Origin of the sequence: Pseudomonas sp. NPDC088368, assembly GCF_044753445.1 — a bacterium.
Taxonomy (GTDB): domain Bacteria; phylum Pseudomonadota; class Gammaproteobacteria; order Pseudomonadales; family Pseudomonadaceae; genus Aquipseudomonas; species Aquipseudomonas bambusae.
Map to the genome: position 1 here is coordinate 241,658 of NZ_JBIVNG010000010.1, position 23,247 is coordinate 264,904.

Below are 23,247 nucleotides of genomic sequence, written 5' to 3' on the forward strand. Positions count from 1 at the left end.
TTAAAAATAGGGGAGCGGGAATCAGGCGGCCAGATGCTTTTTGTCGGCTTCTGTCCGCGGGGAGAGGGTGTCGGGTGTCGGCTTGATCGCCTGGCTGGAGCGCCCATCGACGCCCACCGGAATGTCGCCCGCCACGGTGGTGCGGCGCACGATGCGCTGTTCCTGGCCGTAGTCGTTGATCGCGATGTGCTGCGTGGCGCGGTTGTCCCAGATCACCACGTCGCCTTCGCTCCAGCGCCAGCGCACGGTGTTGTCGACCTGGGTGATGCGGTCGTGGAACAGGCGGATCAGCTGTTTCGAATCGTTGCTGCTGACGCCCTGAATGTGTTTCACGAAGTGGCCGAGGATCAGGCTGCGCTCACCGGTTTCCGGATGGACGCGGACCAGTGGATGTTCCGTCTCGTAGATTTCGGCGGTGAACTGTTCGCGGTAACGCTTTACGCCTGCTTCGCCGGTGTCCTTTGGCGTCACGTAGTCGTAGACGTTGGTGTGCAGAGCACGCAGGTTGTCGGCCAGCGCTTTCAGCGGCTCAGGCAAATCGGCGTAAGCGGCAGCGGTGTTGGCCCATACGGTGTCGCCTCCGTACGGCGGAATGACCACGCCCCGCAGGATCGAGACTTTTGGGTAGTCGGCGACGAACGTGACATCGGTGTGCCAGGAGTTGGCGCGGGTCTCGCGAGAATCAAGGTTGAGAATCGCGTGGCTCTGCTCGGCGGAGCGGACGGTTGGGTGTGGAACTTGATCGCCAAAACGACGGGAGAAACTTTCGTGCTGCTCGTCGGTGAGGAACTGTTCGCGGAAGAACAGCACCTTGTGTTTCAGCAGTGCCTGATTGATGAACTCGAAGTCTTGCGCGGAAATGTCACCGGAAAGTTTGATGCCGCTCAACTCGGCTCCAATTTTCCCCGCCACGGGTTTGATCTGAATCGCCATGTCCTGAACTCCTGTTTAGGTTGTTGTGGCTCAGATCATAAAGATATAAATCAGCGATCCGCTAATCACTAATTGTCATAAATATAGAAGGAGAGTTTATGCGGGGTGTTTATGAAGATAACCAGGCTTCATAAGCTTATTCGAATGTTTGATGTGGGATTTCAAACAAGTTGCCGTCGGAAACTGTGGGAGCGAATTCATTCGCGATTGGCCAATACAGCCGACAGAGATGCATTGGATGTGCGAATGTCTCGCGAATGAATTCGCTCCCACAGGGGAATCAGGCCTGGCAATCAATCCTACGTTTGCGGCACATCGTCCTGCACATCCGGGCCTTTCAACGTTCCCAGCGACTTGCGCAGCCGGCTCGCCAGCGAGCTGCTGCCATGCACGTTGTGGTAGTGAAAAACCGCCGTCGCGCGCAGGGCGTCTTGGGCCACCGGGAGGTTGGTGTGCAGCGAACGATAGCCCCAGAACAGGTAGAGATGGCCCGGCTGCATGGCAATCCGGGTAAACGCCTGATCGTCGCGGCCGAGTCGGTTTTTCAGGTAGCGCTGTACCCAGCGGTTGTCCACCAAAACCTTGTCGACGAGGTTGCGCAGGTAGCTTTGGCGCAGCGGCCGACGATTGGGCAGCATCAGCAGGTCGCCGCGCTCTCCCGTGTCCGGCATGCACACCGGCAGGATCGTGGTCAGGATGAACGAGTCGTAATGGAAAATCAGCGATTCGCGACGCCCGCCGTTGCCCGTGAGGCAGCGCAATGTCTGAGTCAACGTCGTGTCGCTGGAACGCTCTCCCGTGGCGCCTGCAACGATGCGACGACAGAGGTCGATGAAATTCCGTGAATTTCCCCAGTCGGAGAGCGGTGTGCCCGCTACGGGCTGGCGGCCAGAAAGGGCGACATAATCGTTGCCCGCTTCCTCAACGGTGGCCTGTACGAGTGCTTGCAGCTCCATCAGTTGCGCCGGACTGGCCCAGTCCGGGAGAACAGCGTATCCGTCACTGTCGATGGCCTTGATCAGGCTGGTGACCTGAGCGTCCGAGAAGGTCGAGTAAGGCATCGCGATAACCTCGTTGCGGGTATCTGAGTCGTTTGATGCCCTCGGACCCAATGCCAGAGATGTACCGATTCAGCGGGCGAGTCGACAGACTAGCAGCTAGCACAGGATTATCTACGTGCGTGGATTAAATATTTCAAAATGTGTGTTTTTTCGAGGATAACGCCGTTTTTGTGTCCGTTTTTGAAACAGATCGGCGCAAAACCTTTTTTCAGAGCGCTCTCAGGGCGTAACGACTTTGTGTCACATTCTGTGTCGTCGCATGAGCGCAAAGGCTATTCCGGACCAAAAAACGGCTCATCAAGGCCTTTGACGCCGGGTTGCAGCGCGAACACTCCACCGGCCAGTGGCTGATCGGAAAGGTCGCCACCGGGACGGATCGAGGTCACGAACAACGTGTCCAGGTCACGGCCTCCAAACGCACACATGGACGGCTTTTTCACGGGAACAGACAGTGATCGATCCAGCTTGCCCGCCGGGGTAAAACGGTGGATGACCCCTTCGTCATTGCCGCAGATCCAATAGCAGCCGTCGGCGTCCACCGCTGCGCCATCGGGGCGACCGGGATAGAGGTTCATGTCCACGAACAGACGACGATCATGGGGCATCCCGGTGTCGATGTCGTAATCGAACGCCCAGATTTTCTGCACGTTAGGGTGAGAATCCGAGAGGTACATGATCTTCCCGTCGGGGCTGAAACCCAGGCCGTTGGGAACAATAAGGTCAGTGATTCGAGGCGTGAGCGGTTCGCGCTGATCGCGGCTGTAGCGATACAGCGCGCCGACCGACGACGCAGTGGCCATGTCCATGACCATCGTGCCCGCCCAGAAACGGCCTTGACGGTCACAGCGGCCGTCGTTGAAACGCATATTGGAGTGAGGTTGTTCGACGTCGATCAGTCGTTCGGACGTCAGCGTTCCATTCTCTTCGGGGCGAATCCGGAACAGGCCGTCTTGCATGCCCGCGAGCCAGGTGCCGTCACCGTAACTGGCGATGCATGCGAGCATCTGCGGCGCTTCCCAGCTGTCCGTGCGCTGGTCATCCAGCCGATACCGATGGAGTTTTCCTGCGGGGATGTCCACCCAATAAAGCGCGTTGTCACGGGCGCTCCAGACCGGGCACTCGCCGGTGGCGTTGCGCGCGTCGAGGATCAGCTCAGCCTGCATCGGGAATATTCCAGAAGGTTGAAGAAGGGGCGAACGGCCAACGTCGGGCTGGCCGTTGCAGGGGGGAATCACTGGTCGCCGAAAGGTCCGGACGCCACGAACGCGCCGCCCTGATACACCATCGCCGGGTCATCGGCAGCCGGCGCCGGTTGCGCCTCGACCTTGGCGCGGAACTGTTCGGAGCTGTCTTTGGGCTGGTAGTCCAGGTGATTGGCCAGACGGTTGTCCCACCAGACCTTCGCGTTGTTGGACGCGCCGTACACCACGGTGTGACCGACATTCGGCGTGAACAGACCGCGCTCGATCAGTTGGGTCAGGTCGTCGTAGCTCAGCCAACTGCTCAGCATTCTGCGGTTCTGCGCTTCTGGGAATGAAGAGCCGATCCGGATACTCACCGTTTCGATGCCGTAGCGATCGAAATAGAAACTGGCCAAGTCTTCGCCGTAGGATTTCGACAGGCCGTAGTAACTGTCAGGCCGCTTCACCGCGCTGGCGTCGATGGTTTCGTCCTGACGGTAGAAGCCGATCACGTGGTTGGAGCTGGCGAAGATCACCCGTTTCACGCCGTGCCGACGCGCCGCTTCGTAGAGGTGATAGGTGCCGCAGATGTTCGGGCCGAGGATGTCTTCGAACGAGTGCTCAGTGGACACACCGCCGAAATGCACGATGGCATCGACGCCTTCGACCAGTTGATGAACGGCGGCTTTGTCCGCGAGATCGCAACGCTGCACTTCCTCGTGAGCGCCAGCAGGGGCGAGATCGGCAATGTCGGAGAGGCGAATGATTGTGGCGTAGGGGCGCAGGGTTTCGCGCAACACTTTGCCGAGGCCGCCAGCCGCGCCGGTGAGCAGCAGGCGATTAAAAGGGGAATGGGCGTTGGATTCGGTCATCGTGAGAAGCCCTTGTTTACGATTTGTTGTTATTGATGTCGTAAGTTGTCGTATGACATAGCGAGGGATTATCGGCAGGGGTTACGAAATTTGTCAAACCGCGCCGAAGCCGAGTCGGTGCGCGCTTGCCCGCGATGAAGGGTAGCGCGGTGAGACAGAAAAACCTCCTGCGGCTCTATCGCGGGCAAGCGCGCTCCTACCAAAAACGTCTAAACCCGATCGATGAGCCTTCATTTTCGCCAGTTGCTAACCCCCATTTTCTCTGCTAGTTTCAAAAATGTTAACGATGACATTTCCGCTTAAACAATAAAAACAACGGGATTTTTCGCTATGACAACTCGCCTCAAGAAAGGCTTTTCCACCGTTCTTTGCTCCCTCGCCGTGGCTGTGGCGTGCGCCGGTTCCTTCTCCGTTCAGGCGGCTGACGCCAAAAGCGGCCCGCTGAAGATCGGTGCCTCGTTCCAAGAGATCAATAACCCCTATTTCGTGACCATGAAGGACGCCCTTCAGGACGCCACCGGCAGCATCGGTGCGACGTTGTTGGTCACAGACGCACGCCACGATGTTTCCAAGCAGATCAGCGACATCGAAGACATGCTGCAAAAGGGCATCGATATCCTGATCATCAACCCGACCGATTCGGTGGGCGTGCAATCCGCCGTGAAGCAGGCCCATGACAAAGGCGTCGTGGTGGTGGCAGTGGACGCCCAGGCGGACGGTCCGCTGGATTCCTTCGTCGGTTCGAAGAACTACGACGCGGGTGTTCAGGCCTGTGAATACCTCGCGACGAACATCGGCGGCAAAGGCGACGTGGGCATTCTCGACGGCATCGCCGTGGTGCCGATCCTCGAACGCGTTCGCGGTTGCAAGGACGCACTGGCCAAGCACCCGGACATCAAAATCGTCAGCATTCAGAACGGCAAGCAGGAGCGTGATCAGGCACTCAGCGTGACCGAGAACATGCTTCAGGCGCAGCCAAATCTGAAAGGCCTGTTCAGCGTCAACGACAACGGCTCACTCGGCGCTCTGGCGGCCATCGAATCCAGCGGCATGGACGTCAAGCTGACCAGCGTCGACGGCGCACCGGAAGCGGTCAAGGAAATCCAGAAGCCGAACAGCAAGTTCATCGCCACCTCCGCGCAGTACCCGCGTGACCAGGTGCGGCTGGCCCTCGGCATTGCACTGGCCAAGAAGTGGGGCTCGCAAGTGCCCAAGGCAATCCCCGTCGACATCCTGCTGGTGGATCAGGCCAAGGCCAAGACCTTCAGCTGGTGACGGAACCGTCGCTGTTCGCCTGACGTTTTTCAGGTCGGGCGAACAGTGCGGATCTGAGCAATTTCTGCTTTGACGAGGTGCCCATGAGCTGCCTTCTGCAACTGGAAAACATCTGTAAAAGCTACCCCGGCGTGCACGCGCTCAAGTCGATCAATCTGTCGGTCGAGCGTGGTGAGATTCACGCGCTGCTGGGGGAGAACGGCGCGGGCAAATCCACGCTGATGAAGATCCTCGCCGGTGTCGAGCATCAAGACAAAGGCAGCATCCTCATCGACGGCGCCGAGCAGCATTTCGCGACCTACAACGAAGCCATCGCGGCGGGCATCGGCATCGTGTTTCAGGAATTCAGCCTGATCCCGTACCTCAACGCGGTGGAAAATATTTTCCTCGGCCACGAAATCGTCAACGGTTTCGGCCTGCTGCGCAAAGGCGAGATGCGCGAGAAAGCCATCGCGCTGTTCGACCGGCTTGGAGTCAAAATCAATCTTGATTGCTCGGTGCAGCACCTGAGCGTGGCCGAGCAGCAGTTCGTCGAGATCGCTAAGGCGCTGGCCCTCGAAGCGCGCCTGCTGATTCTCGATGAGCCGACCGCCACGCTGACGCCGTCCGAAGCCGAGCTGCTGTTCGACATCATGCGCGAGCTGAAAAATCAGGGCGTGGCGGTGATCTTCATCTCCCATCACCTGGAGGAAATCTTCCAGGTCTGCGACCGCATCAGCGTCCTGCGAGACGGCGCCAATGTCGGCGCGCTGACCGTGGCCGACAGCGACATCGACACTCTCGTTGAGATGATGGTCGGGCGCCGTCTGGAAGCGAGTTTTCCGCCAAAACCCACCCAGCCGCGCGGCGATGTAGTGCTGCAAGTGCGCGACATTCAGCTGACCCGCAACGGCCCGCACAACAGCTTCAACCTGCACAAAGGCGAGATTCTTGGTTTTGCCGGTCTGGTTGGTTCCGGGCGCACGGAGCTGGCGCTGGGCGTGATCGGCGCGCTGCCGGTGGTGAGCAAGGACGTGCTGTTGCGTGGCCAGCCGGTCAACCTCAGCGACCCCGCTCATGCGCTCGCCAACGGCATCGGCCTGCTGCCCGAGAGTCGCAAGAGCGAAGGGCTGATCGTTGATTTCAGCATTCGCGAGAACATTTCGCTGAACAACCTGAGCAAGTACGAAAGCGCCGCGCATTTGCTCGACCGGCACAAGGAAGATGCCACCACCACCGATCTGATGAAGCAGCTGTCGATCAAGGCGCCGACCTGCGAAAGCCGCGTGCTGAACCTCAGCGGCGGCAATCAGCAGAAGGTGGTGATCGCCCGCTGGATCAATCACCACTGCGACATTCTGATCTTCGACGAGCCGACCCGTGGCATCGATGTGGGCGCGAAAGCGGAGATCTACACCCTGATGCGCAAACTCACCGAACAAGGCTTCGCGATCATCATGATCTCCTCGGAACTGCCGGAAATCATCGGCATGTGCGATCGCGTGGCCGTCTTCAACAAGGGCGCCATCGTCAACGTGCTGCAGGCGAGCGACATCAATCCCCAGGAAGTGATGCGCCATGCCACCGGGAGTCTGAACAGTGAACACGTCCATTAAAACCATGACTGCACAACCCAACCGCCTGAAGATCAACTTCGCCCAATTGATCCGCTCGCCGGCGTTTTATCCCTTCGTAGGGCTGGTGGTGGTGACGGTCTTCATGATCTTCGCCAGCGACAAATTCCTCACCGGCGCGAACCTGGAAAATATCGCAAGGCAGGTCTCCATCAACGCGATCATCGCCGTGGGCATGACCTGCGTGATCCTCACCGGCGGCATCGATCTGTCGGTGGGGCCAGTGATGGCGTTGTCCGGCACGCTGACCACGGGCCTGATGGTCGCAGGCGTTCCGGCGCCGATTGCGATCCTCATTGGTTTGCTGATCGGCGTGGGTTTTGGCGTGGGCAACGGCATCTTCGTCGCTTACCTGAAAATGCCGCCGATCATCGTCACGCTGGCGACCATGGGCATCGCCCGTGGCCTGGGCCTGATGTACACCGACGGCTACCCGATTTCCGGGATGCCGGACTGGTTCGCCTGGTTCGGTCGCGGCACGTTATTCGGTATTCAGGTGCCGATCCTGATCATGCTGCTGACGTACTTCTTCGCCTGGGTGCTGCTGCAACACACGCGGATCGGGCGTTACGTTTACGCCATTGGCGGCAATGAAGAAGCGGTGCGTCTGTCTGGCGTGCGGGCGTCGCGCTTCAAGCTGCTGGTTTACTCGATCAGCGGGCTCACGGCGGCGATTGCCGGTCTGGTGCTGTCGTCGCGTTTGATGAGCGGCCAGCCGAATGCCGGGGTCGGTTTCGAGCTGGACGCCATTGCCGCCGTGGTGCTGGGCGGCGCGTCGATTGCCGGTGGTCGCGGCGTGATCATCGGCACGCTGGTCGGGGCCATGCTGTTGGGTGTGCTCAACAACGGATTGAACATGCTCGGCGTGTCGCCGTACGTGCAGAGCGTGATCAAGGGCGGAATCATTTTGCTGGCGATTTTCATCAGTCGGCAGCGGCATAAATAAACCGATTTTGAACATTCATACCGGCTCCCACACAAGAGCTGCGTACACATGACTTCTCTGAACAGGTGAACCGACATGGAACAAAACACAAAAACCACCATGCAAGCCGTCGTCTGCCACGCGCCGAAAGACTACCGTCTGGAGCGCATCACCAAACCGGTGGCGCGCATCAACGAGCTGGTCATCCGCATCGGCGCCTGCGGCATCTGCGCCAGTGACTGCAAATGCCATTCGGGCGCGGCGATGTTCTGGGGCGGCGAAAGCCCGTGGGTCAAGGCGCCTGTGGTGCCAGGCCACGAGTTCTTCGGGTACGTCGATTCGGTGGGCGAAGGCGCTGAAGAACACTTCGGCGTGAAGGTCGGCGACAAGATCATCGCCGAGCAGATCGTGCCCTGCGAGAAGTGCAAATTCTGCAAATCCGGCAAGTACTGGATGTGCGAAGTGCACAACATTTTCGGCTTCCAGAAAGACGTTGCCGAGGGCGGCATGGCGCAGTACATGCGCATTCCAAAAACCGCCATCGTGCACAAGATTCCTGAATCCGTTTCGCTGGAAGACTCGGCGCTGATCGAGCCGATGGCCTGCTCGATTCACACCGTCAATCGCGGCGACGTGCAGCTCGACGACGTGTTGGTGATTGCCGGGGCGGGCACGCTGGGGCTGTGCATGGTGCAAGTCGCTGCGCTGAAAACACCGAAGAAACTGGTGGTCATCGACATGGTGGATGAGCGTCTGGAGCTGGCGAAGAAATTCGGCGCCGACGTGGTGATCAACCCGAGCCGCGACAACGCCCGCGAGATCATCAATGGCCTCACCGACGGCTACGGCTGTGACGTGTACATCGAGACCACCGGCGTGCCCATCGGCGTGACCCAAGGCCTGGATCTGATCCGAAAGTTGGGGCGTTTCGTCGAGTTCAGCGTGTTCGGCGCCGAGACCAGCGCCGACTGGTCGATCATCGGCGACCGCAAGGAACTGGACGTGCGCGGCGCCCACCTGGGGCCGTATTGCTACCCGATTGCCATCGACCTGTTCGAGCGTGGACTGGTGACCTCCGAAGGCATCGTCACCCACGACTTCGGCCTGGATGACTACGCTGAAGCGTTCGAACTGGCAAATTCGACCAAGTCGATCAAGGTGCTGCTCAAGCCGGTGGCAGGCGCCTGAAATCGCGGCGCGCCTTACACCGCTTCGCGAATGAATTCGCTCCTACAGGAGACTGGTGATCTTCCCGTGAGGGCGAATTTGCCCGCAATTGCAGCGGTAAGAATGTGCCCATCAGGTTGGAACGCGATCCTTCTGTGGGAGCGAATTCATTCGCGATGACATCGGTATAAGCGCCGAAGATCCTCCGATTTATCCAATAACAAGAGAGCGCACGAAGATGGAATACGTCATCGGGGTCGACATCGGCACCCAGAGCACCAAGGCATTGCTGGTGGATGCTCAGGGCCGGATCGTCGCGCAGCACAGTCACGGCTACAAAGTCGATACGCCCAAACCGCGCTGGGCCGAGCAGTGGCCGCAGGTCTGGCTCGATGCGGTGGAAATCTGCGTCGCCGCCTGCATGACAAAAAGCGGCGTGCCGAAAGACAGCGTCAAATCCCTCTGCGTCAGCAGCCTGTACGGCGGCTCCGGCATCGCCGTCGATGCGCAGATCAAACCGCTTTACCCCTGCCTGATCTGGATGGACCGCCGCGCCGAAGAACAGGTTGCGTGGGTCAATCAGAATGTCGATCTCGAACGCCTCTACGCGATCACCGGCAACTCGGTGGACAGTTATTACGGCTTCACCAAAATGCTCTGGCTCAAGGACAAACAACCCCGAATCTGGGCCGACACTCGCTACCTGCTGCCGCCCAACAGCTACATCAACCACTGCCTCACGGGTGAGGTGGCGGTGGATCACAGCTCGGCGGGTAACATCGGCGGCGTGTACGACGTCGAAGCGCGAGGCTGGTCGGCGGAGATGCTCGACGCACTGGGCATTCCTCAGTCGATGATGCCCGAACGCCTCGTGCATTCCGGTGATGTGGTCGGTGACCTGCTGCCGGAATGGGCCGAACGTCTGGGCCTGCAAGCCGGCATCCCGTTGCTCGGCGGCGGCGTCGATGCAGCGATGGCGACCTTCGCGGCGGGCGTCACCCAAGCGGGCAACCACGTCGCCATGATTGGCACCAGCATGTGCTGGGGCTACCTCAACCAGCAGGTCGATGCGCGCCATGGTCTGGTGAGTTTTCCTCACGTCTTCAACGGCGCGAAAGACCTCTACATCTTTGGCGGCGCGATCACGGCAGGGGCTTCGGTCAGCTGGTTTCGCGAGCAGTTCTGCCAGGCCGAAGAACAGCAGGGCCGCGAGACCGGCGAGGACAGCCACGCCATCCTCGAACGTGCCGCCACGCAGATTCCCGCAGGCAGCGACGGCGTGCTGTTCCAGCCTTATCTGATGGGCGAGCGCAGCCCCGTGTGGGACCCGAAAGCCAGCGGCAGTTTCGTCGGCCTGACCCTGTTTCACAGCCGCATTCATCTCTATCGCGCAGTGCTCGAAGGCGTGACCTTCGCGTTGCGGCACAACATCGAGGCGGGCACCAAAGGCGCGCAATCGCTGGACCCGCAGCTGATCGTGGTCGGCGGCGCGAGCCATTCGGACCTGTGGATGCAGATCATCGCCGACGTCACCAACTTCCCGGTCTACACCATCGTGCAGGAGGTCGAAGCGGCCCTCGGCGCAGCGCTTCTGGCCGCCCACGCGGTGGGGTTGGTGGACGACGCGCAAGTGCACAAAGGCTGGGTTCAACTGGAACGTCGCGCCGAACCGCAGGCGGAAAACGTCGCGCTGTATTCGCGGCTTTTCGCCGATTACGTGGCGCTGTACCCGGCGCTCAAACCGATCATGCATCGCCTTCAGGGAGCGTGAATGTGAACACCGCACAGTTTGATTTCAGCGGCCAGCGCATGCTGGTGACCGGCGCCACCAGCGGCATCGGTCGCGAGGTCGCGCAGCAACTCTTGGCCAGCGGCGCCGAGGTGTATGCCTTGGGGCGCGACGCGACGGCGTTGCTGGACATGGCCGATCAGGGTTGCCACGTGTTGCGAGTGGATGTGGCAGATCATGCGCTGCTGGCCTCGCTGCTTGCGGAGTTGCCGGTGATGAACGGGCTGGTCAACTGCGCGGGCATTTCCATCCTCGAAGCAGCGACCGAGGTCAGCGCAGCGGCCTTCGATCAGGTCATGGCGGTTAACGTGCGGGCCTCGGCGATGGTGGCCGGAAGTGTGGCCAAAGCGATGATTGGCGAGGGCGTGAAAGGCAGCATCGTCAACGTGTCGAGCCAGGCGTCATTGGTGGCGTTGGACGATCACTTGAGTTACTGCGCATCCAAAGGCGCGATGGACGCCATGACCCGCGTGCAGTGTGGCGAATGGGGCAGGCACGGGATTCGAGTCAACAGCGTCAACCCCACCGTGACCCTCACGCCGATGGCGCAAATGGCCTGGAGCGAGCCGAGCAAGCGTGATCCGGCACTGGCCGCGATTCCGTTGGGGCGTTTTGCTGAAACGTATGAGGTCGCCGCGCCGATCCTGTTTCTGTTGAGCGATGCCGCGTCGATGATCAGCGGCGTGTCGTTGCCGATTGATGGGGGGTATACCAGCCGGTAGAAGTTTTGACCCGATTGGGAGGCCGGATGCTGATCCTGTGGGAGCGAATTCATTCGCGAGACGTTTGTACATCCGACGCATTTCTATCCGCTGTACTGGCCTGTCGCGAATAAATTCGCTCCTACAGGTTTTGTGTTCGGCATAGTTTGGCGGGGAAACTCAGCCCGCCGCGCCGTTTTCCAGTTCCCCGACAATCACCACCTTCGCCTTCGGCAAGAACCGATCCTGAATCCGCTCCAGCAACAGCTTCACAGCGCTGCTACCGGCCCGCGACGCATCGTGAGCGATACAGGCAATCGGAATGCCGAAAATGTCCGCGAAGGGCAGCCTGTCGATGCCGCAGATGGGCAGGCTGTCATGGGCGATGCCGCGATCGCGCAACGCACGCATGGCGCCGAGGGTGATCAACTGGTTGAAGCCGAAAATCGCGTCTGGCGCGGCGTGTGTGCTGAGGTAATCCAGAGTGCTCCGGTGCGACGGCTCAAGGGTGTAATCGCCTGTGAATACATCCAGCTGCACGTCTTTGCCGCTCTCGGCCAGCGCCGCTTTCACGCCCTTCAAACGCTCTTCGGAAATCCGCGAATGAGCAGGGCCAGTCAGCACCAGCAACCGTTGTAATTCCGGGCTCTTCGCCAATAGATAGCGCGCGCCTTTCAGGCCGCTGTGGAAGTTATCCAGCACCACATGGCTGAACGGGCTGCCGTGCAGTGCGCGGTCCAGTTGCACCACCGGAATGTCGCCGTTGCTCAAACGGCTCAGGTATTGAGGCTGGTATTCGGGCTCGTCCGACACCGGCGACAACACGATGCCCGCCACGCGATAACTGAGCAGCGTGTCCACCGCCTTGCGCTCCAGCTCTTCCGAGCCATCGGTGTCCACCAGCATGATCGTGTAGCCGTGCTTCTTCGCCTCACGGGAAATGGCCTTGATCATCTCGCTGTAAAACGGGTTGTCCACCGACGCCGTGATCACGCCGATGATCATGCTTTCGCTGCGTTTCAGGCTGCGGGCGAAGGCGTTGGGCACGTAGTCCAGCTCGTGGGCGACTTCGAGAATACGTGCCAGCGTGGCGGGCTTGACCAGATCGGGTTTGTTCAGCGCACGGGACACGGTGACCGGGGTCATGTTCACGCGGCGGGCAATGTCGGAAATGGTGACGGGGGTCTTTTTGCTCATGAACTTCGGGCAGCCTTGGATCGGGACAACACGCGGGCGACGTCGGCAGTGTCTGATTGCGCAAGGCTAGCACGATGAGGGGCGGCAGAGGTCATACGACTGGAAGGAATGTTATCGTTTTCATCGCTGGCCTCATCGGTTCATCCGGACTGTCGGCCGCATCACGACGCTTTCCTGAGGGAAAGCTTTTCGACGTTTTGTATGCAATCTGTCCATAATGTGTGTCCGTTTCTATCGATTGGAGGGTTCATGACCTCGCCCGCATCGCCGTCTTCCCGTGATTTCTTCATCGCCGCTGCGGCCTTGTTGATCACTATGGTCGGCACGACCTTGCCTACGCCGCTGTACGCGATCTATCAGGCGCGACTGGGATTCGACGCGAGTTGGTTGACGATCATTTTTTCGATCTACGCCGCTGGTGTGATCGCGGCCTTGCTGGCCGTGGGGAGCTGGTCCGATCAGCTGGGGCGTCGGCCCCTGTTATTCGCCGGACTGTGCATGGGAGCAATCAGTGCGCTGATTTTTCTGTTTTCCGATTCGATTGGCGGGCTACTGATCGGGCGATTATTCTCGGGTTTTTCAGCGGGAATCATGACCGGCACCGCGACGGTGGCCGTGATTGAGCTGGCGCCGAAAACCTGGAAAAACGCCACGCTCATGGCCACGGCGGCCAACATGCTGGGTCTGGGGCTCGGGCCAATGCTGGCGGGCTTCACGTCGCAGCACCTGGCTGATCCGCTGCACCTGATTTTCTACATCCACCTTGCGTTGTTGCTACTCGCAACACTGGGCATCGCGATGATTCGGGAAACGGTGGAGCGGCCTGCGCAACGTCGATTGTCCATCCAGAAACCCTCGGTTCCGGCGTCGGTGCGCGGCGTGTTCATCTCGGCGTCGATTGCCGGGCTGGCGGGTTTCAGCGTGGCCGGGCTGTTCACCAGCATGGTGCCGTCGGTGATGATCCATATCATGGGTATCCACGGTGGTTTGCTGATTGGTGCGGTGAGTGGGCTGTTTTTCGTGGCGTCGATCATCGGTCAGGCATCGCTGCAGTGGCTACCCAAACCATCGCACATGACACTGGGCTGCGTGGGTCTGATCCTGGGGATGATCTGCCTGGGACTCGGCATCGCCACAGCGCAAGTACTGCTGTTGGTGGGCGCGGGTCTGTTTGCGGGCATTGGGCAGGGCATGATCCTGCGTGCGGGCATGGGCGCCGTGACGGCCAGCAGCCCGCCGCATCAGAAGGCCGCAGTGACCTCGGCGTTTTTCGTGGTGCTGTACATCTCGATTTCCGTGCCGGTGGTCGGCGTCGGGTTCAGCGTGCGGGCGTTTGGCTTGCCCCATGTCGGCGAGTTTTTCGCGTCGCTTGTGGCGTTGGTGGCCGTGATCGCGATGATCTGCATGAAGCGTGTGCAGGCCCGCCAGACCGCTGTGGCCTCCATTGGAGGGTGAGTGATGGGGAGGGTGAGCGATGGGCGTTAAAGTTGGCCTGATTTCAGATACCCATGGACTGCTGCGGCCCCAAGCGCTGGAGGCGTTGCAGGGATGCGATTACCTGATTCATGGCGGCGACATCGGCAAGCCGGAGATTCTTGAGGCATTGAGGAAGATCGCGCCGCTGACCGTCGTGCGAGGCAACAACGACACCGACGACGCTTGGGCTGCGGACGTACCGTTCGAGGCGGTGCTGCGGATTGGCGACGTCGGGATTTACATCACCCACATCCTCGCTGATGTGCCTGAAACGTTGCCGCCGGACATCCGGGTCGTCGTCACCGGCCACTCCCACAAGCCGCTGCAACAGATGCGTCACGGTGTGCTGTTCATTAACCCCGGCAGCGCAGGGCCTCGGCGCTTCAAATTGCCGATAACGGTGGGCGTGTTGCACATCGACGGGTCTGAGGTGCGCGGTGAGTTGATCACGTTGCAGGTGTGATCTCAGACCCCGTAGCAGCACGCCGCGAACCGCTTCTGGCCAAAGGCCGTTGGAGCTGGCTTGCCTGCGATCTGCCGGGAACCGGCAGCAAATCAGGCGCGTTCGTTGAGTCAGGTAGATCCGCGTCGTCGGAATTTACTGCCGCTGCGCGACAGATCGCAGGCAAGGTGGAGCGCCACCCCGGCACTCCCACGGCCTTCGGCCGGAATCAAAGGCCGATTGTGCTATCCCAGCGCTTGTGAGCCACGATCACCCACAAGGTCGGAACGCGGGTTACTTCGCAATCGGGTCCAACCCACTCGCCTTGATCGCGGGTGCAGCCGCCGACGAACTCAAAAACTCCAGAAACTGCCTGGCCTGTTCCGGGTGTTTGCTTTTGGCGACCACGCCCGCGGAGTAAAGGGTCATCTGCTGCGCTTGATCGGGGATCAGGCCGATGATGTCGATGCCGTCCACCGGCTTCAATTCGCTCAGTTGCTGGAAGCCGATTTCTGCATCGCCGCGGGCGACCACTTCACCCACTGGTTCGGCCGGGATCATGTGGCTCTTGCTTTGAATGCGGTCAGCGATGTGCATCTGATTGAACAGCACGCGGGACAGGTAAACGCCGCTTGCGCTGTCGGAATAAGCGATGCTCTTGGCGTCTAGCAGGGTCTGCTTGAAGGCTTCCATTGTGCTGATGTCAGGGTGCGGCGCGCCGTGTTTCACGGCCATGGCGATGTAGGATTTGCCCAGGTCCACGCGGCTTTTTGGATCGACCTGGCCATCTTTAATGAGCTTGTCCAGCGCAGCGCCCACCATCAGCACCACGTCGGCGGGTTCCTGGCGAGCAAGGCGGTTCGGGATGGCCTGTGGGGTCGCGCCCATCGACGGCGCGACCTCGCCTTGCAATTTCACGCCCACGCGTTGTTCGTAGTCCGGGGTGACAGCTTTGAAGGCGCCCATGATGCCGCCGGAGCTGAGAATGGTCAGTTGGACAGGGGCCGGAGGGGTGGCCGCCTGGACGAAAGCCGCTGGAATAAAAGTGACGGCGGCGCTCAACAGATAAGGCAGAATTTTTTTCATGAAAATGAACCTGACAGTTTGAAAAGTGGCTCTGACGAAATAAAAGCAGCGCGGGCAGTATGTGGCAATTGTGCGATGAGTAAATCCCTTTGTTGCGATCACCGTTTCACAGACGGCATTTTCGGGCGCAGGTTCATTCGCCCGAGACGGGCTGAAAAACGCTGCTTCGCCGCGTTTAAGCTCAAGAAACCGCGGGCCAGGCCGATGCTGAGGGCGATCCCCTTCATCTCTCTGGAAGTTCGTCTTTCATGTTCAATAAACGTCTGAAGCAAGAGTTGGCCGCGCTGCGTGAAGAACTTTCATCGGTGGAGCAGGTGAGGAGCAGTCTGGACAGCGAAATGCTGTGCATGCGCCTGGACGCGCAGGGTCGTATCGAGTCGGTCAATAACAACTTTGAAAAGGAAATGCATTACCGCAGCGCTGATCTTGTCGGGCGTTCCATCGAAGAGTTGGCCCCCGCTCACGTCAAAAGCCTTGATATCTTTCAGCGCGTGAAATCCGCCATCAGCCGAGGCGAGCATTTCAGCGGCGCCTTGCGTCTGCTGCGTGGCAATGGCCAAGAAGCCTGGCTGCGTTCGATCGTGCAGCCGGTACGCGATGGCAGTGGAAAGGTGTCGTATTTCACGATCCACTCCAAAGATCTGACGCGCACCATCGAAAACTCCCGCGAGCACGAAAACCTGATCGAAGCGCTGCAGCGCTCCACCGCTGTGATCGAGTTCAACCTGAATGGCGAAGTGCTTGCCGCCAACGAGCGTTTCCTGGGTTCGATGGGCTACTCGCTCACGCAGATCCTGGGTCAGCACCACCGCATCTTTTGCGACCCCCAAGAATCCAGCTCTCCGGAATACCAGGCATTCTGGGACAAACTGCGTCGGGGCGAATTCGTCACCGGTCGTTTCAAACGCGTGGACAGCCGAGGGCGTGAAGTCTGGCTCGAAGCGTCGTACAACCCGATCACCGACGCCCATGATCGCCTGTACAAAGTGGTGAAATTCGCCACGGTCATCACCGATCAGGTCAACCGGGAAAACGCCGTGGCCGAAGCCGCCAACATTGCCTTCAGCACCTCGCAGCAAACGGACAGCAGCGCGCAGAAAGGCGCAGCGGTGGTTCAGCAGACGGTTGAAGTCATGCGAGAGCTGGCCGGACACATGGAACAGGCCGCTGATCGCATTTCGGCGCTGGACAAGCAATCCCAACTGATCGGCTCCATCATCCAGGCCATCAGCAGCATCGCCGACCAGACCAACCTGCTCGCCCTCAACGCTGCCATTGAGGCGGCCCGGGCCGGCGAACAAGGCCGTGGGTTTGCCGTGGTCGCCGACGAAGTCCGCCAGTTGGCCTCGCGCACCAGCAAAGCCACCGAAGAAATCGTCGGTGTGGTGAAGCAGAACCAGGTACTGGCTGAACAGGCGGTCAACGTGATCATCAGCGGCAAGCAACAGGCGCAGCAGGGCCTGGAGCTGGCAGGTGAGGCCGGGTCGGTGATCGTGGAGATTCAAGACGGCGCGCAACGGGTCGTGAGCGCGGTAGGGCAGTTCGCCAACCAACTGTCGAGCTGATTCTTCAAAACGGTTAAAGCGCTGCCGTTTTTATTAGAAAACGGCGTTTCGTCTTTAAAGTCGTTAAAAAAGCCGCCTGGTTCTCTGCCTGGGCGGCTTTTTTTTAACCGAGGAAACGCTTCACCAACCCGGCAATGTCGGCCCGGATAGCGTCATCTTCCAGCAACGGATATTGCTTGATGAGCTTATTGCCGACCTGACCCTCTGACTGATGAATCGAGCGGATGATGCGGTCGATGTCCGCATCCGGCCCCTCGAAGATATTCTTGATCGCAGCGCGCAACAGCTGGTGGTTGCGCAGAATGCAGGCCTCGTCGCGCATTTCTTTTTCGAGGGCCACTCGGATGACACGTGCCAGGTATTCAGCATGTGCCGTGAGGTCGATGTAGCGCCACGCCGGAGCGGTCGTGGCGAATCCTTCGTAATGAAGGTTCGACTCCATCCCGTCAGCGTATTTTTCAAAGCCTTCGAAGCGTACGTCAGGCCCGATCGATTGCATCAGCGGCCGCGAGAACTCGTCGAGCACCTGATCGTAATTCTGCGGGCGCAGGGTGTGGTCTTGCATCACAGCGGAAACAGGGAGGATGTAAGGCGCAGGCACGGCCTTGTCCCGTCGCAGAATGTCATTGATCAAAAAACGCGAAATACGGCCGTTACCGTCGCTCAACGGGTGGATGTAAACGAACCCGAAGGAAATGGCCGCGGCGCGCAAGATCGATGAGCCGCCGCGGGTATTGATTTCGAATGCTTGCAACCCCTCAAGCATCGATCCGACTGCCTGCCAGTCGGGGGCGAGGTAATGCAGCACGTTCTGGAAGCCTCGGGTCTGGCCCACAAACACTGGCGATTGGCGAATGCCGTAGGACAACGCGCGAGGGCCGAGGATCGCCTGTTGAAGGGCCGCAATCTCGTCCTGCACCAAAGGTGGGGTGCCGACGCCGCAGCGTTGCTCCATCACCGCCGCGAACCGTTTGATTCGATCAGCCTGTTGCTCTTCGTGCTCGATGGCGAAGCTGGATTTGCTTTCCTTGATCGTGAGCCACACGGCGCTACGCAGCAGCGTATCGTGGCCAAACTCCACACCCAATTGGGTCAATGCGTCGTTGAGGTCGTAGTCGATCAACCCCGCAAGCGTAGGAGTGATGTGGATGACCGGACAGAATCCAGAGGTGCCGGGAAGGTTGTCGACGATGCGCCAGCGGGCATTGCGAGCAGGTTTCTCGCTCACCAAATAATGGCGAGCGTCCAGAAACTCGACGTAATTACCTTTTTCCAGATCGGGAGACGAGAGCTTGGGGTTACCCAACCACTCGTACAAAAAGCAGGCTTTGCGGGCGTACTGGCCCGTAGGCTCGGACGTGATCCAGCCTTCGAGTTCAGTGGGGTCGATGACAGAAAAGAGTCTGGCCAGAAACTCCAAATGAACGGGCTCGCGTTTGAAGGCGAACGTCAGGTGCTCGGCCAGCGTCGGGCCCGGTTGATATTGGGCAGGGAAGGTGCGTTCGAGAACGCCGTCGATCAGGCTGTCTTTGCGTACGCTGGCAATCACACTGCGGACCTTGAACGGCTGGCAGGGCGTGATTTTGTAGGTCTGGGCGAGCCAGGCGTATCCGGCAAAACTGCGCATGAGGAGGTCTCAAAATCGTTTTGGAGCCCTCATTATTGTTATAAAACGGCGTTTCGTCTTTAAAATCGTTAAAAAGCCGCGTCAGATGCGTACATCCGACGTGGCTTTTTGGGTTCAGACGCGGAAATGGCTGACCAGCATTTGCAGCTGATTGCCCAGTCGGGCCAGTTCGACGCTGGACGCGGCGGTTTCTTCGCTCGCGGCGGCGGTCTGTTCGGACACGTCGCGGACGTTGAGAATGCTGCGGCTGATTTCTTCAGCGACGGAGCTTTGCTGTTCGGCAGCGGCGGCGATCTGCTGATTCATCGCCTGAATGTTGGACACTGTCTGAGTAATGCTTTCCAGCGAAGAGCCTGCTTTGCGGGTCAAGGTGACGCTGCTGTCAGTCAGGCCACGGCTGCTGAGCATAATGTCCGACACCTGACGGGTGCCGCTTTGCAGGGCGGCGACCAGGCTTTCGATTTCTTCGGTCGACTGTTGCGTACGCTGTGCCAGGCCGCGCACTTCGTCCGCCACGACCGCGAAACCACGACCGGCCTCACCCGCGCGTGCGGCTTCGATGGCCGCATTGAGGGCCAGCAAGTTCGTCTGTTCCGCCACGGACTTGATCACGTCCATTACTTTGCCGATCTTGTCGCTTTCCTGCTCCAGTACGCCCATGGCGTCGGAGGAGCGAATCACTTCGTTGGCGAGTTTTTCGATCTGTGCGATGGCTTCGCCCACGACTTTGTCGCCGTCACGGGCTTGCTTGTCAGCATCCGAAGCAGCGACCGACGCCTGTTCGGCGTTGCGCGCAACTTCGTGCACGGTGGCCGACATTTCATGCATGGCAGTGGCAACTTGATCGGTCTCGACCTTCTGGCTGTTGACCCCGGCGCTGGTCTGCTCGGTCACCGCCGACAGCTCTTCGGCCGCGCTGGCGATCTGGGTAACGCTGTCGCGGATGCCGCCAATCAGGTCACGCAGGGTGGTGCCCATCCGTTGAATCCCGGTTTGCAGCACACCCAGTTCATCACGGCGAGTCACTGTCAGCGTATGGGTCAGGTCGCCGGAGGCGATGCGATCCACGACCGCGAGGGTTTCCTGGAGCGGTCGGGTGATCTGGCGGGTGATGATCAGCGCCGCCAGGGCACCGAAGATCAGGGCGAGCAAGGTGCCGCCAATCTGCAGCGTGCGAGCCTGTTGAGTGTCCGCCGCGCCAAGAGAGGTTTGCAGATCAACCAACTGCTGGCTCAGTTTGACGATGGCTGCGCCTTCATCGGTCATTTCTGCCCGCGTCGAGTTGATGGTGTCGTTCGCCACCTTGAAGCCTTGTACCGAGCTGCGATAGCCGATCAACGCGCTTTCGAGCTGTTTCAGCCGATCGCCCTGAGTCGCGCCGAACGTGGCGTTGAGCTGATCCAGCCCGCTGATTGCGGCATTCAGTTGGCGTGCAGCGGCGTCTTCGGTTTTGGCGGTGGGGTTGCCGGTGTAGCCGCGCACTTCGTAGCGCACCAGCATGACGTCTTCTTTGGCTTTGATGGCGGCCTGGTACTGGACGAAACGGCGTTCGTCGGTCGGATCGAGCTTCATCACGTCATCGTTGATGGCGGCGATCAGCTCTGCGGCCTTCACCGCATCGGCGCCCATGTCAGCGCGGACTTTGGCGCTGGTCTTGTAGGCCTCGCGCATTTTGCTGAATGACGTGTCGTAGGCACGAATCTGCTCGCCCAACGCCTTGATCGGCGGGACGTTCAGCGGATTGACAAACGTGCTTTGCAAAAATTGTTGCTGCGCTTTGAAGGCGTCAAGAGCGGTCTGCACGTTCTGCGCCACGGCTTCGTCGCCATTGCTCAGCATGTATTGCAGACGCGTGATGCGCATGTCGGTCAGTTTGTTGTTGAGCTTCATGATGTCGGCAACGCGATCGCTGCGGAAGGTCATGTTGCCCAGGCTGGTCCAGCCGATGAGCGCCAGCAAGGCAGTAAAAACAAGCACGATGCCGAACCCTAAGGCCAGCTTTTTATTAACGCTGATATTCGCGAACCAGCTCTTCATCTCAATTCTCCACAGTCCATTTTTCGAGTCGTCAGCTGGAGAATTGTTGTTATGGAGCCCAGCGAAACAGTCAGGTGCAAGGTTCCATCGGCCGAAAGCCGGAAATCTGAAACGGATGCGGGGAGATTGAAGGTAATTTCCTACACAGATAGTTAAAAAAACTACGGTTCAGAGGGGGGGCTGGAAAGATTAAGCCCGGCAGAAGCCGGGCCAAGAGGGGAGCGGGGCAGGTCTTAGCTCAGGCGATTGGCACCTACACGGTCAGCGCCGTCAGCAGCGATGCGGCCCAGTTGAGTTTTTTCGGAACCGTTCTCAGCGACGCGATTGGCACCTACACGGTCAGCGCCGTCAGCAGCGATGCGACCCAGTTGAGTTTTTTCGGAGCCGTTTTCAGCGACGCGGTTGGCACCTACGCGGTCAGCGCCATCGGCAGCGATGCGGCCCAGTTGAGTTTTTTCGGAGCCGTTTTCAGCGACGCGGTTGGCGCCTACACGGTCAGCGCCGTCAGCAGCGATGCGACCCAGTTGAGTTTTTTCGGAGCCGTTCTCAGCGACGCGGTTGGCGCCTACACGGTCAGCGCCATCGGCGGCAACGCGGTTGATGTGAGTATGGGACGAGCCGTTTTCAGCGACGATTGGCGCGTTGATGTGGTTGGCGGCCGGCAATGCAAAAGCGCCAGTTGCCAGTACGGAGAAGGCCAGACCAAGGATCAGTTTGTTGGTTTTCATGAGGGTTGCTCCAATTCGTCTAAGTGGTAACTCGGTATGGAGGCAATGTTACGCGGCGCTGGATTATTAAGAAGTCAATACGATTGGTAGCGATCATCGCCGGTATTGATAGTTGGGATGTGACCATCACCCGGAAGCTTGTGGGCCATTTTTAGAGGAGCGCGGCGACGTCACTGACAAAGCCATTTTATTGGCGTTTTAAGACCATTGCTTCTGAGTGTGACCGGTGAGTCATTGCTGTTGAACGCTGGCGTCAACATTCCCTCGTTCGGGTGTATCAGGCATGAAATATTTCAACTGTTGAGTAAGCGGCGGAAAACATACCGTGTTCTGGCTCCAACCTCGGTCATCGGGGGCGGGATTTCTTCAACCAGAACGGAAGTAGCGTTATGAAACCTGTTCAGCGATTCACCACACTCGACAGTTTCAGGGGGATCTGCGCGCTGCTGGTCGTGTTCTTCCACCTGCACGTTGTCGACACCTTCATTCAATTGCCGTTCTTCCGGCGCGATGAGGTTCTGCTCAATTTCTTCTTCGTCCTCAGTGGGTTCGTTCTTGCTCACACCTATGGCATGAAGCCAAACCTCTCTTTCAAGTCCTTCGTCATTTCACGGGTCTTTCGCCTTTACCCGCTGCATTTGTTCATGCTCGCGTTCTTCATTCTTTTCGAAACGGCGCGCTGGATCGCTTATCACCAAGGTTTTGGCCTGAACAACAAGCCGTTCACCGGGACATTCGCGCTGGATGAGATCCTGCCCAACCTCCTGCTGGTTCAAGCATGGACGAGCTACACCGAAACCATGTCGTTCAACTACCCCTCCTGGACGATCAGCATCGAGTTCTACATCTACATGCTGTTCGGGGCGCTGTGCATGTTCTCCATGCGTAATCGCTTTTTGCTGTTCGCCAGCGTTTCGGTGGTCGCCTTTATCCTGATCTTTTCGGAAAACGCGCCGTTGGTCGATCGCGCGATGCTCGGGTTGTCGTGCTTCTTCGCAGGCAATATCACGTACTTGGTGTACCTGTTGATTCGCGATAAATGGTCCCTCAAACCGTGGCTGGTGACGGTGTTGGAATGCGCCATGATGTACGCCACGTACTGGATCGTGATGAACGACTTCGACAATCGCTCACCCATCGGGAGTCTGGCGTTCTGCGTATTGGTGCTGCTGTTCGCGTTCGAAGGCGGGCAGGTGTCGGCGCTGCTGAAAACCAGTATTTTCGTGCTGCTCGGCAAACTGTCGTACTCGATCTACATGACCCACGCCGCCGTCATTTTCTTGCTGTCGACGGTCTTCATCATTGGCCAGAAACTGACCGGTTTCGAGATGGCGCCGATGATCGCGGGGCAGCGTTTCATGGACACGGGGTCGATGTTGGCGAACAACCTCTTTGTGGTGGGCGTGACGGTGCTGACCGTGGTGGTGGCGGGCTTCGCTCACAAATACATCGAAATGAAGGGCTACGAACTGGGCAAGCGGGTGTTGGGCAAACCTGCGGCCAAGGCGCCGGTGGACAAGCCGGAGTCGGCGAACGGACTCAAGCCGCAGGTTGATCGGGTGGCGTGATTTC

General features: G+C 59.3%; 17 protein-coding genes and 4 pseudogenes. 11 read left to right on the forward strand and 10 right to left on the reverse strand.

The annotated features are described in order from the left end of the window. Positions 1 to 21: 21 nt before the first annotated feature. From ACIQAL_RS22825 to ACIQAL_RS22840, 4 genes are all read right to left on the reverse strand, one after another. On the reverse strand, positions 22 to 933 hold the full coding sequence (locus tag ACIQAL_RS22825) for a TauD/TfdA dioxygenase family protein (RefSeq protein ID WP_401149717.1): 912 nt from the start codon (positions 931 to 933) through the stop codon (positions 22 to 24). Positions 934 to 1,232: 299 nt separating this feature from the next. Continuing rightward, entirely contained in the window at positions 1,233 to 1,994 is a 762-nt protein-coding gene (locus ACIQAL_RS22830; RefSeq protein WP_401149719.1) for a hypothetical protein, read from the reverse strand. Between the two features lie 272 nt (positions 1,995 to 2,266). Further along, on the reverse strand, positions 2,267 to 3,157 hold the full coding sequence (locus ACIQAL_RS22835) for an SMP-30/gluconolactonase/LRE family protein (protein WP_401149720.1): 891 nt from the start codon (positions 3,155 to 3,157) through the stop codon (positions 2,267 to 2,269). Between the two features lie 68 nt (positions 3,158 to 3,225). After that, positions 3,226 to 4,047 (reverse strand): NAD-dependent epimerase/dehydratase family protein, encoded by an 822-nt coding sequence (locus ACIQAL_RS22840; protein WP_401149721.1) that lies wholly within the window; start codon positions 4,045 to 4,047, stop codon positions 3,226 to 3,228. A gap of 330 nt (positions 4,048 to 4,377) precedes the next feature. On the opposite strand from ACIQAL_RS22840, the gene ACIQAL_RS22845 reads away from it, so the two are divergent. The 6 genes from ACIQAL_RS22845 to ACIQAL_RS22870 all read left to right on the forward strand — a co-directional run bounded on the left by ACIQAL_RS22845 (position 4,378) and on the right by ACIQAL_RS22870 (position 11,538). Continuing rightward, entirely contained in the window at positions 4,378 to 5,322 is a 945-nt protein-coding gene (locus ACIQAL_RS22845) for a substrate-binding domain-containing protein (protein ID WP_166597037.1), read from the forward strand. A gap of 83 nt (positions 5,323 to 5,405) precedes the next feature. Next, entirely contained in the window at positions 5,406 to 6,917 is a 1,512-nt protein-coding gene (locus ACIQAL_RS22850) for a sugar ABC transporter ATP-binding protein (protein WP_401149723.1), read from the forward strand. Between the two features lie 4 nt (positions 6,918 to 6,921). After that, positions 6,922 to 7,881 (forward strand): ABC transporter permease, encoded by a 960-nt coding sequence (locus ACIQAL_RS22855; protein ID WP_401149823.1) that lies wholly within the window; start codon positions 6,922 to 6,924, stop codon positions 7,879 to 7,881. A gap of 75 nt (positions 7,882 to 7,956) precedes the next feature. Beyond that, a complete protein-coding gene (locus ACIQAL_RS22860; protein WP_401149724.1) occupies positions 7,957 to 9,048 on the forward strand; it encodes an alcohol dehydrogenase catalytic domain-containing protein in 1,092 nt (363 codons plus the stop codon). A 217-nt stretch (positions 9,049 to 9,265) separates the two neighbouring features. Beyond that, positions 9,266 to 10,798, forward strand: coding sequence for an FGGY-family carbohydrate kinase (locus tag ACIQAL_RS22865; RefSeq protein ID WP_401149725.1), 1,533 nt, complete (start codon positions 9,266 to 9,268; stop codon positions 10,796 to 10,798). Between the two features lie 2 nt (positions 10,799 to 10,800). Beyond that, entirely contained in the window at positions 10,801 to 11,538 is a 738-nt protein-coding gene (locus tag ACIQAL_RS22870; RefSeq protein ID WP_401149727.1) for an SDR family oxidoreductase, read from the forward strand. Positions 11,539 to 11,697: 159 nt separating this feature from the next. On the opposite strand, the gene ACIQAL_RS22875 is transcribed toward ACIQAL_RS22870, so the two are convergent. After that, positions 11,698 to 12,714: a LacI family DNA-binding transcriptional regulator gene (locus tag ACIQAL_RS22875; RefSeq protein WP_401149729.1), complete on the reverse strand. Its 1,017-nt coding sequence runs from the start codon at positions 12,712 to 12,714 to the stop codon at positions 11,698 to 11,700. Positions 12,715 to 12,963: 249 nt separating this feature from the next. Here ACIQAL_RS22875 and ACIQAL_RS22880 point away from each other — a divergent pair, with 249 nt between their 5' ends. Beyond that, positions 12,964 to 14,169, forward strand: coding sequence for an MFS transporter (locus ACIQAL_RS22880; RefSeq protein WP_401149731.1), 1,206 nt, complete (start codon positions 12,964 to 12,966; stop codon positions 14,167 to 14,169). Between the two features lie 19 nt (positions 14,170 to 14,188). Further along, positions 14,189 to 14,653: a metallophosphoesterase family protein gene (locus tag ACIQAL_RS22885; protein ID WP_401149732.1), complete on the forward strand. Its 465-nt coding sequence runs from the start codon at positions 14,189 to 14,191 to the stop codon at positions 14,651 to 14,653. A gap of 273 nt (positions 14,654 to 14,926) precedes the next feature. Here the strand turns inward: ACIQAL_RS22885 and ACIQAL_RS22890 are convergent, their stop codons facing one another. Then, on the reverse strand, positions 14,927 to 15,718 hold the full coding sequence (locus tag ACIQAL_RS22890; RefSeq protein ID WP_341959926.1) for a substrate-binding domain-containing protein: 792 nt from the start codon (positions 15,716 to 15,718) through the stop codon (positions 14,927 to 14,929). Between the two features lie 347 nt (positions 15,719 to 16,065). Here ACIQAL_RS22890 and ACIQAL_RS22895 point away from each other — a divergent pair. Both ACIQAL_RS22895 and ACIQAL_RS22900 read left to right on the forward strand, forming a co-directional pair. Then, positions 16,066 to 16,743: pseudogene (locus tag ACIQAL_RS22895) on the forward strand (PAS domain-containing protein); the annotation flags it as partial. Between the two features lie 105 nt (positions 16,744 to 16,848). Next, positions 16,849 to 17,283 (forward strand): annotated as a pseudogene (locus ACIQAL_RS22900) (methyl-accepting chemotaxis protein); the annotation flags it as partial. 103 nt (positions 17,284 to 17,386) lie between these two features. Here the strand turns inward: ACIQAL_RS22900 and ACIQAL_RS22905 are convergent. The 4 genes and pseudogenes from ACIQAL_RS22905 to ACIQAL_RS22920 form a co-directional block, all read right to left on the reverse strand. After that, complete coding sequence (locus ACIQAL_RS22905; RefSeq protein WP_401149734.1) at positions 17,387 to 18,910, reverse strand: Fic family protein; 1,524 nt, start codon at positions 18,908 to 18,910, stop codon at positions 17,387 to 17,389. Positions 18,911 to 19,116: 206 nt separating this feature from the next. Further along, positions 19,117 to 19,888 (reverse strand): annotated as a pseudogene (locus ACIQAL_RS22910) (methyl-accepting chemotaxis protein); the annotation flags it as partial. A 39-nt stretch (positions 19,889 to 19,927) separates the two neighbouring features. Beyond that, positions 19,928 to 20,947 (reverse strand): annotated as a pseudogene (locus tag ACIQAL_RS22915) (methyl-accepting chemotaxis protein); the annotation flags it as partial. 233 nt (positions 20,948 to 21,180) lie between these two features. Further along, a complete protein-coding gene (locus ACIQAL_RS22920) occupies positions 21,181 to 21,675 on the reverse strand; it encodes a phage infection protein (RefSeq protein WP_401149735.1) in 495 nt (164 codons plus the stop codon). Positions 21,676 to 22,064: 389 nt separating this feature from the next. On the opposite strand from ACIQAL_RS22920, the gene ACIQAL_RS22925 reads away from it, so the two are divergent. Next, entirely contained in the window at positions 22,065 to 23,243 is a 1,179-nt protein-coding gene (locus tag ACIQAL_RS22925) for an acyltransferase family protein (RefSeq protein WP_401149736.1), read from the forward strand. Positions 23,244 to 23,247: the final 4 nt, after the last annotated feature.

Excerpts from the sequence above, each read along its gene's own strand:
- ACIQAL_RS22830 (WP_401149719.1), bottom strand. The coding sequence starts at position 1,994 with ATGCCTTACTCGACCTTCTCGGACGCTCAGGTCACCAGCCTGATCAAG.
- ACIQAL_RS22885 (WP_401149732.1), top strand. The coding sequence starts at position 14,189 with ATGGGCGTTAAAGTTGGCCTGATTTCAGATACCCATGGACTGCTGCGG.
- ACIQAL_RS22850 (WP_401149723.1), top strand. The coding sequence starts at position 5,406 with ATGAGCTGCCTTCTGCAACTGGAAAACATCTGTAAAAGCTACCCCGGC.
- ACIQAL_RS22865 (WP_401149725.1), top strand. The coding sequence starts at position 9,266 with ATGGAATACGTCATCGGGGTCGACATCGGCACCCAGAGCACCAAGGCA.
- ACIQAL_RS22860 (WP_401149724.1), top strand. The coding sequence starts at position 7,957 with ATGGAACAAAACACAAAAACCACCATGCAAGCCGTCGTCTGCCACGCG.
- ACIQAL_RS22880 (WP_401149731.1), top strand. The coding sequence starts at position 12,964 with ATGACCTCGCCCGCATCGCCGTCTTCCCGTGATTTCTTCATCGCCGCT.
- ACIQAL_RS22840 (WP_401149721.1), bottom strand. The coding sequence starts at position 4,047 with ATGACCGAATCCAACGCCCATTCCCCTTTTAATCGCCTGCTGCTCACC.
- ACIQAL_RS22920 (WP_401149735.1), bottom strand. The coding sequence starts at position 21,675 with ATGAAAACCAACAAACTGATCCTTGGTCTGGCCTTCTCCGTACTGGCA.
- ACIQAL_RS22845 (WP_166597037.1), top strand. The coding sequence starts at position 4,378 with ATGACAACTCGCCTCAAGAAAGGCTTTTCCACCGTTCTTTGCTCCCTC.
- ACIQAL_RS22875 (WP_401149729.1), bottom strand. The coding sequence starts at position 12,714 with ATGAGCAAAAAGACCCCCGTCACCATTTCCGACATTGCCCGCCGCGTG.
- ACIQAL_RS22835 (WP_401149720.1), bottom strand. The coding sequence starts at position 3,157 with ATGCAGGCTGAGCTGATCCTCGACGCGCGCAACGCCACCGGCGAGTGC.
- ACIQAL_RS22855 (WP_401149823.1), top strand. The coding sequence starts at position 6,922 with ATGACTGCACAACCCAACCGCCTGAAGATCAACTTCGCCCAATTGATC.
- ACIQAL_RS22890 (WP_341959926.1), bottom strand. The coding sequence starts at position 15,718 with ATGAAAAAAATTCTGCCTTATCTGTTGAGCGCCGCCGTCACTTTTATT.
- ACIQAL_RS22925 (WP_401149736.1), top strand. The coding sequence starts at position 22,065 with ATGAAACCTGTTCAGCGATTCACCACACTCGACAGTTTCAGGGGGATC.
- ACIQAL_RS22825 (WP_401149717.1), bottom strand. The coding sequence starts at position 933 with ATGGCGATTCAGATCAAACCCGTGGCGGGGAAAATTGGAGCCGAGTTG.
- ACIQAL_RS22905 (WP_401149734.1), bottom strand. The coding sequence starts at position 18,910 with ATGCGCAGTTTTGCCGGATACGCCTGGCTCGCCCAGACCTACAAAATC.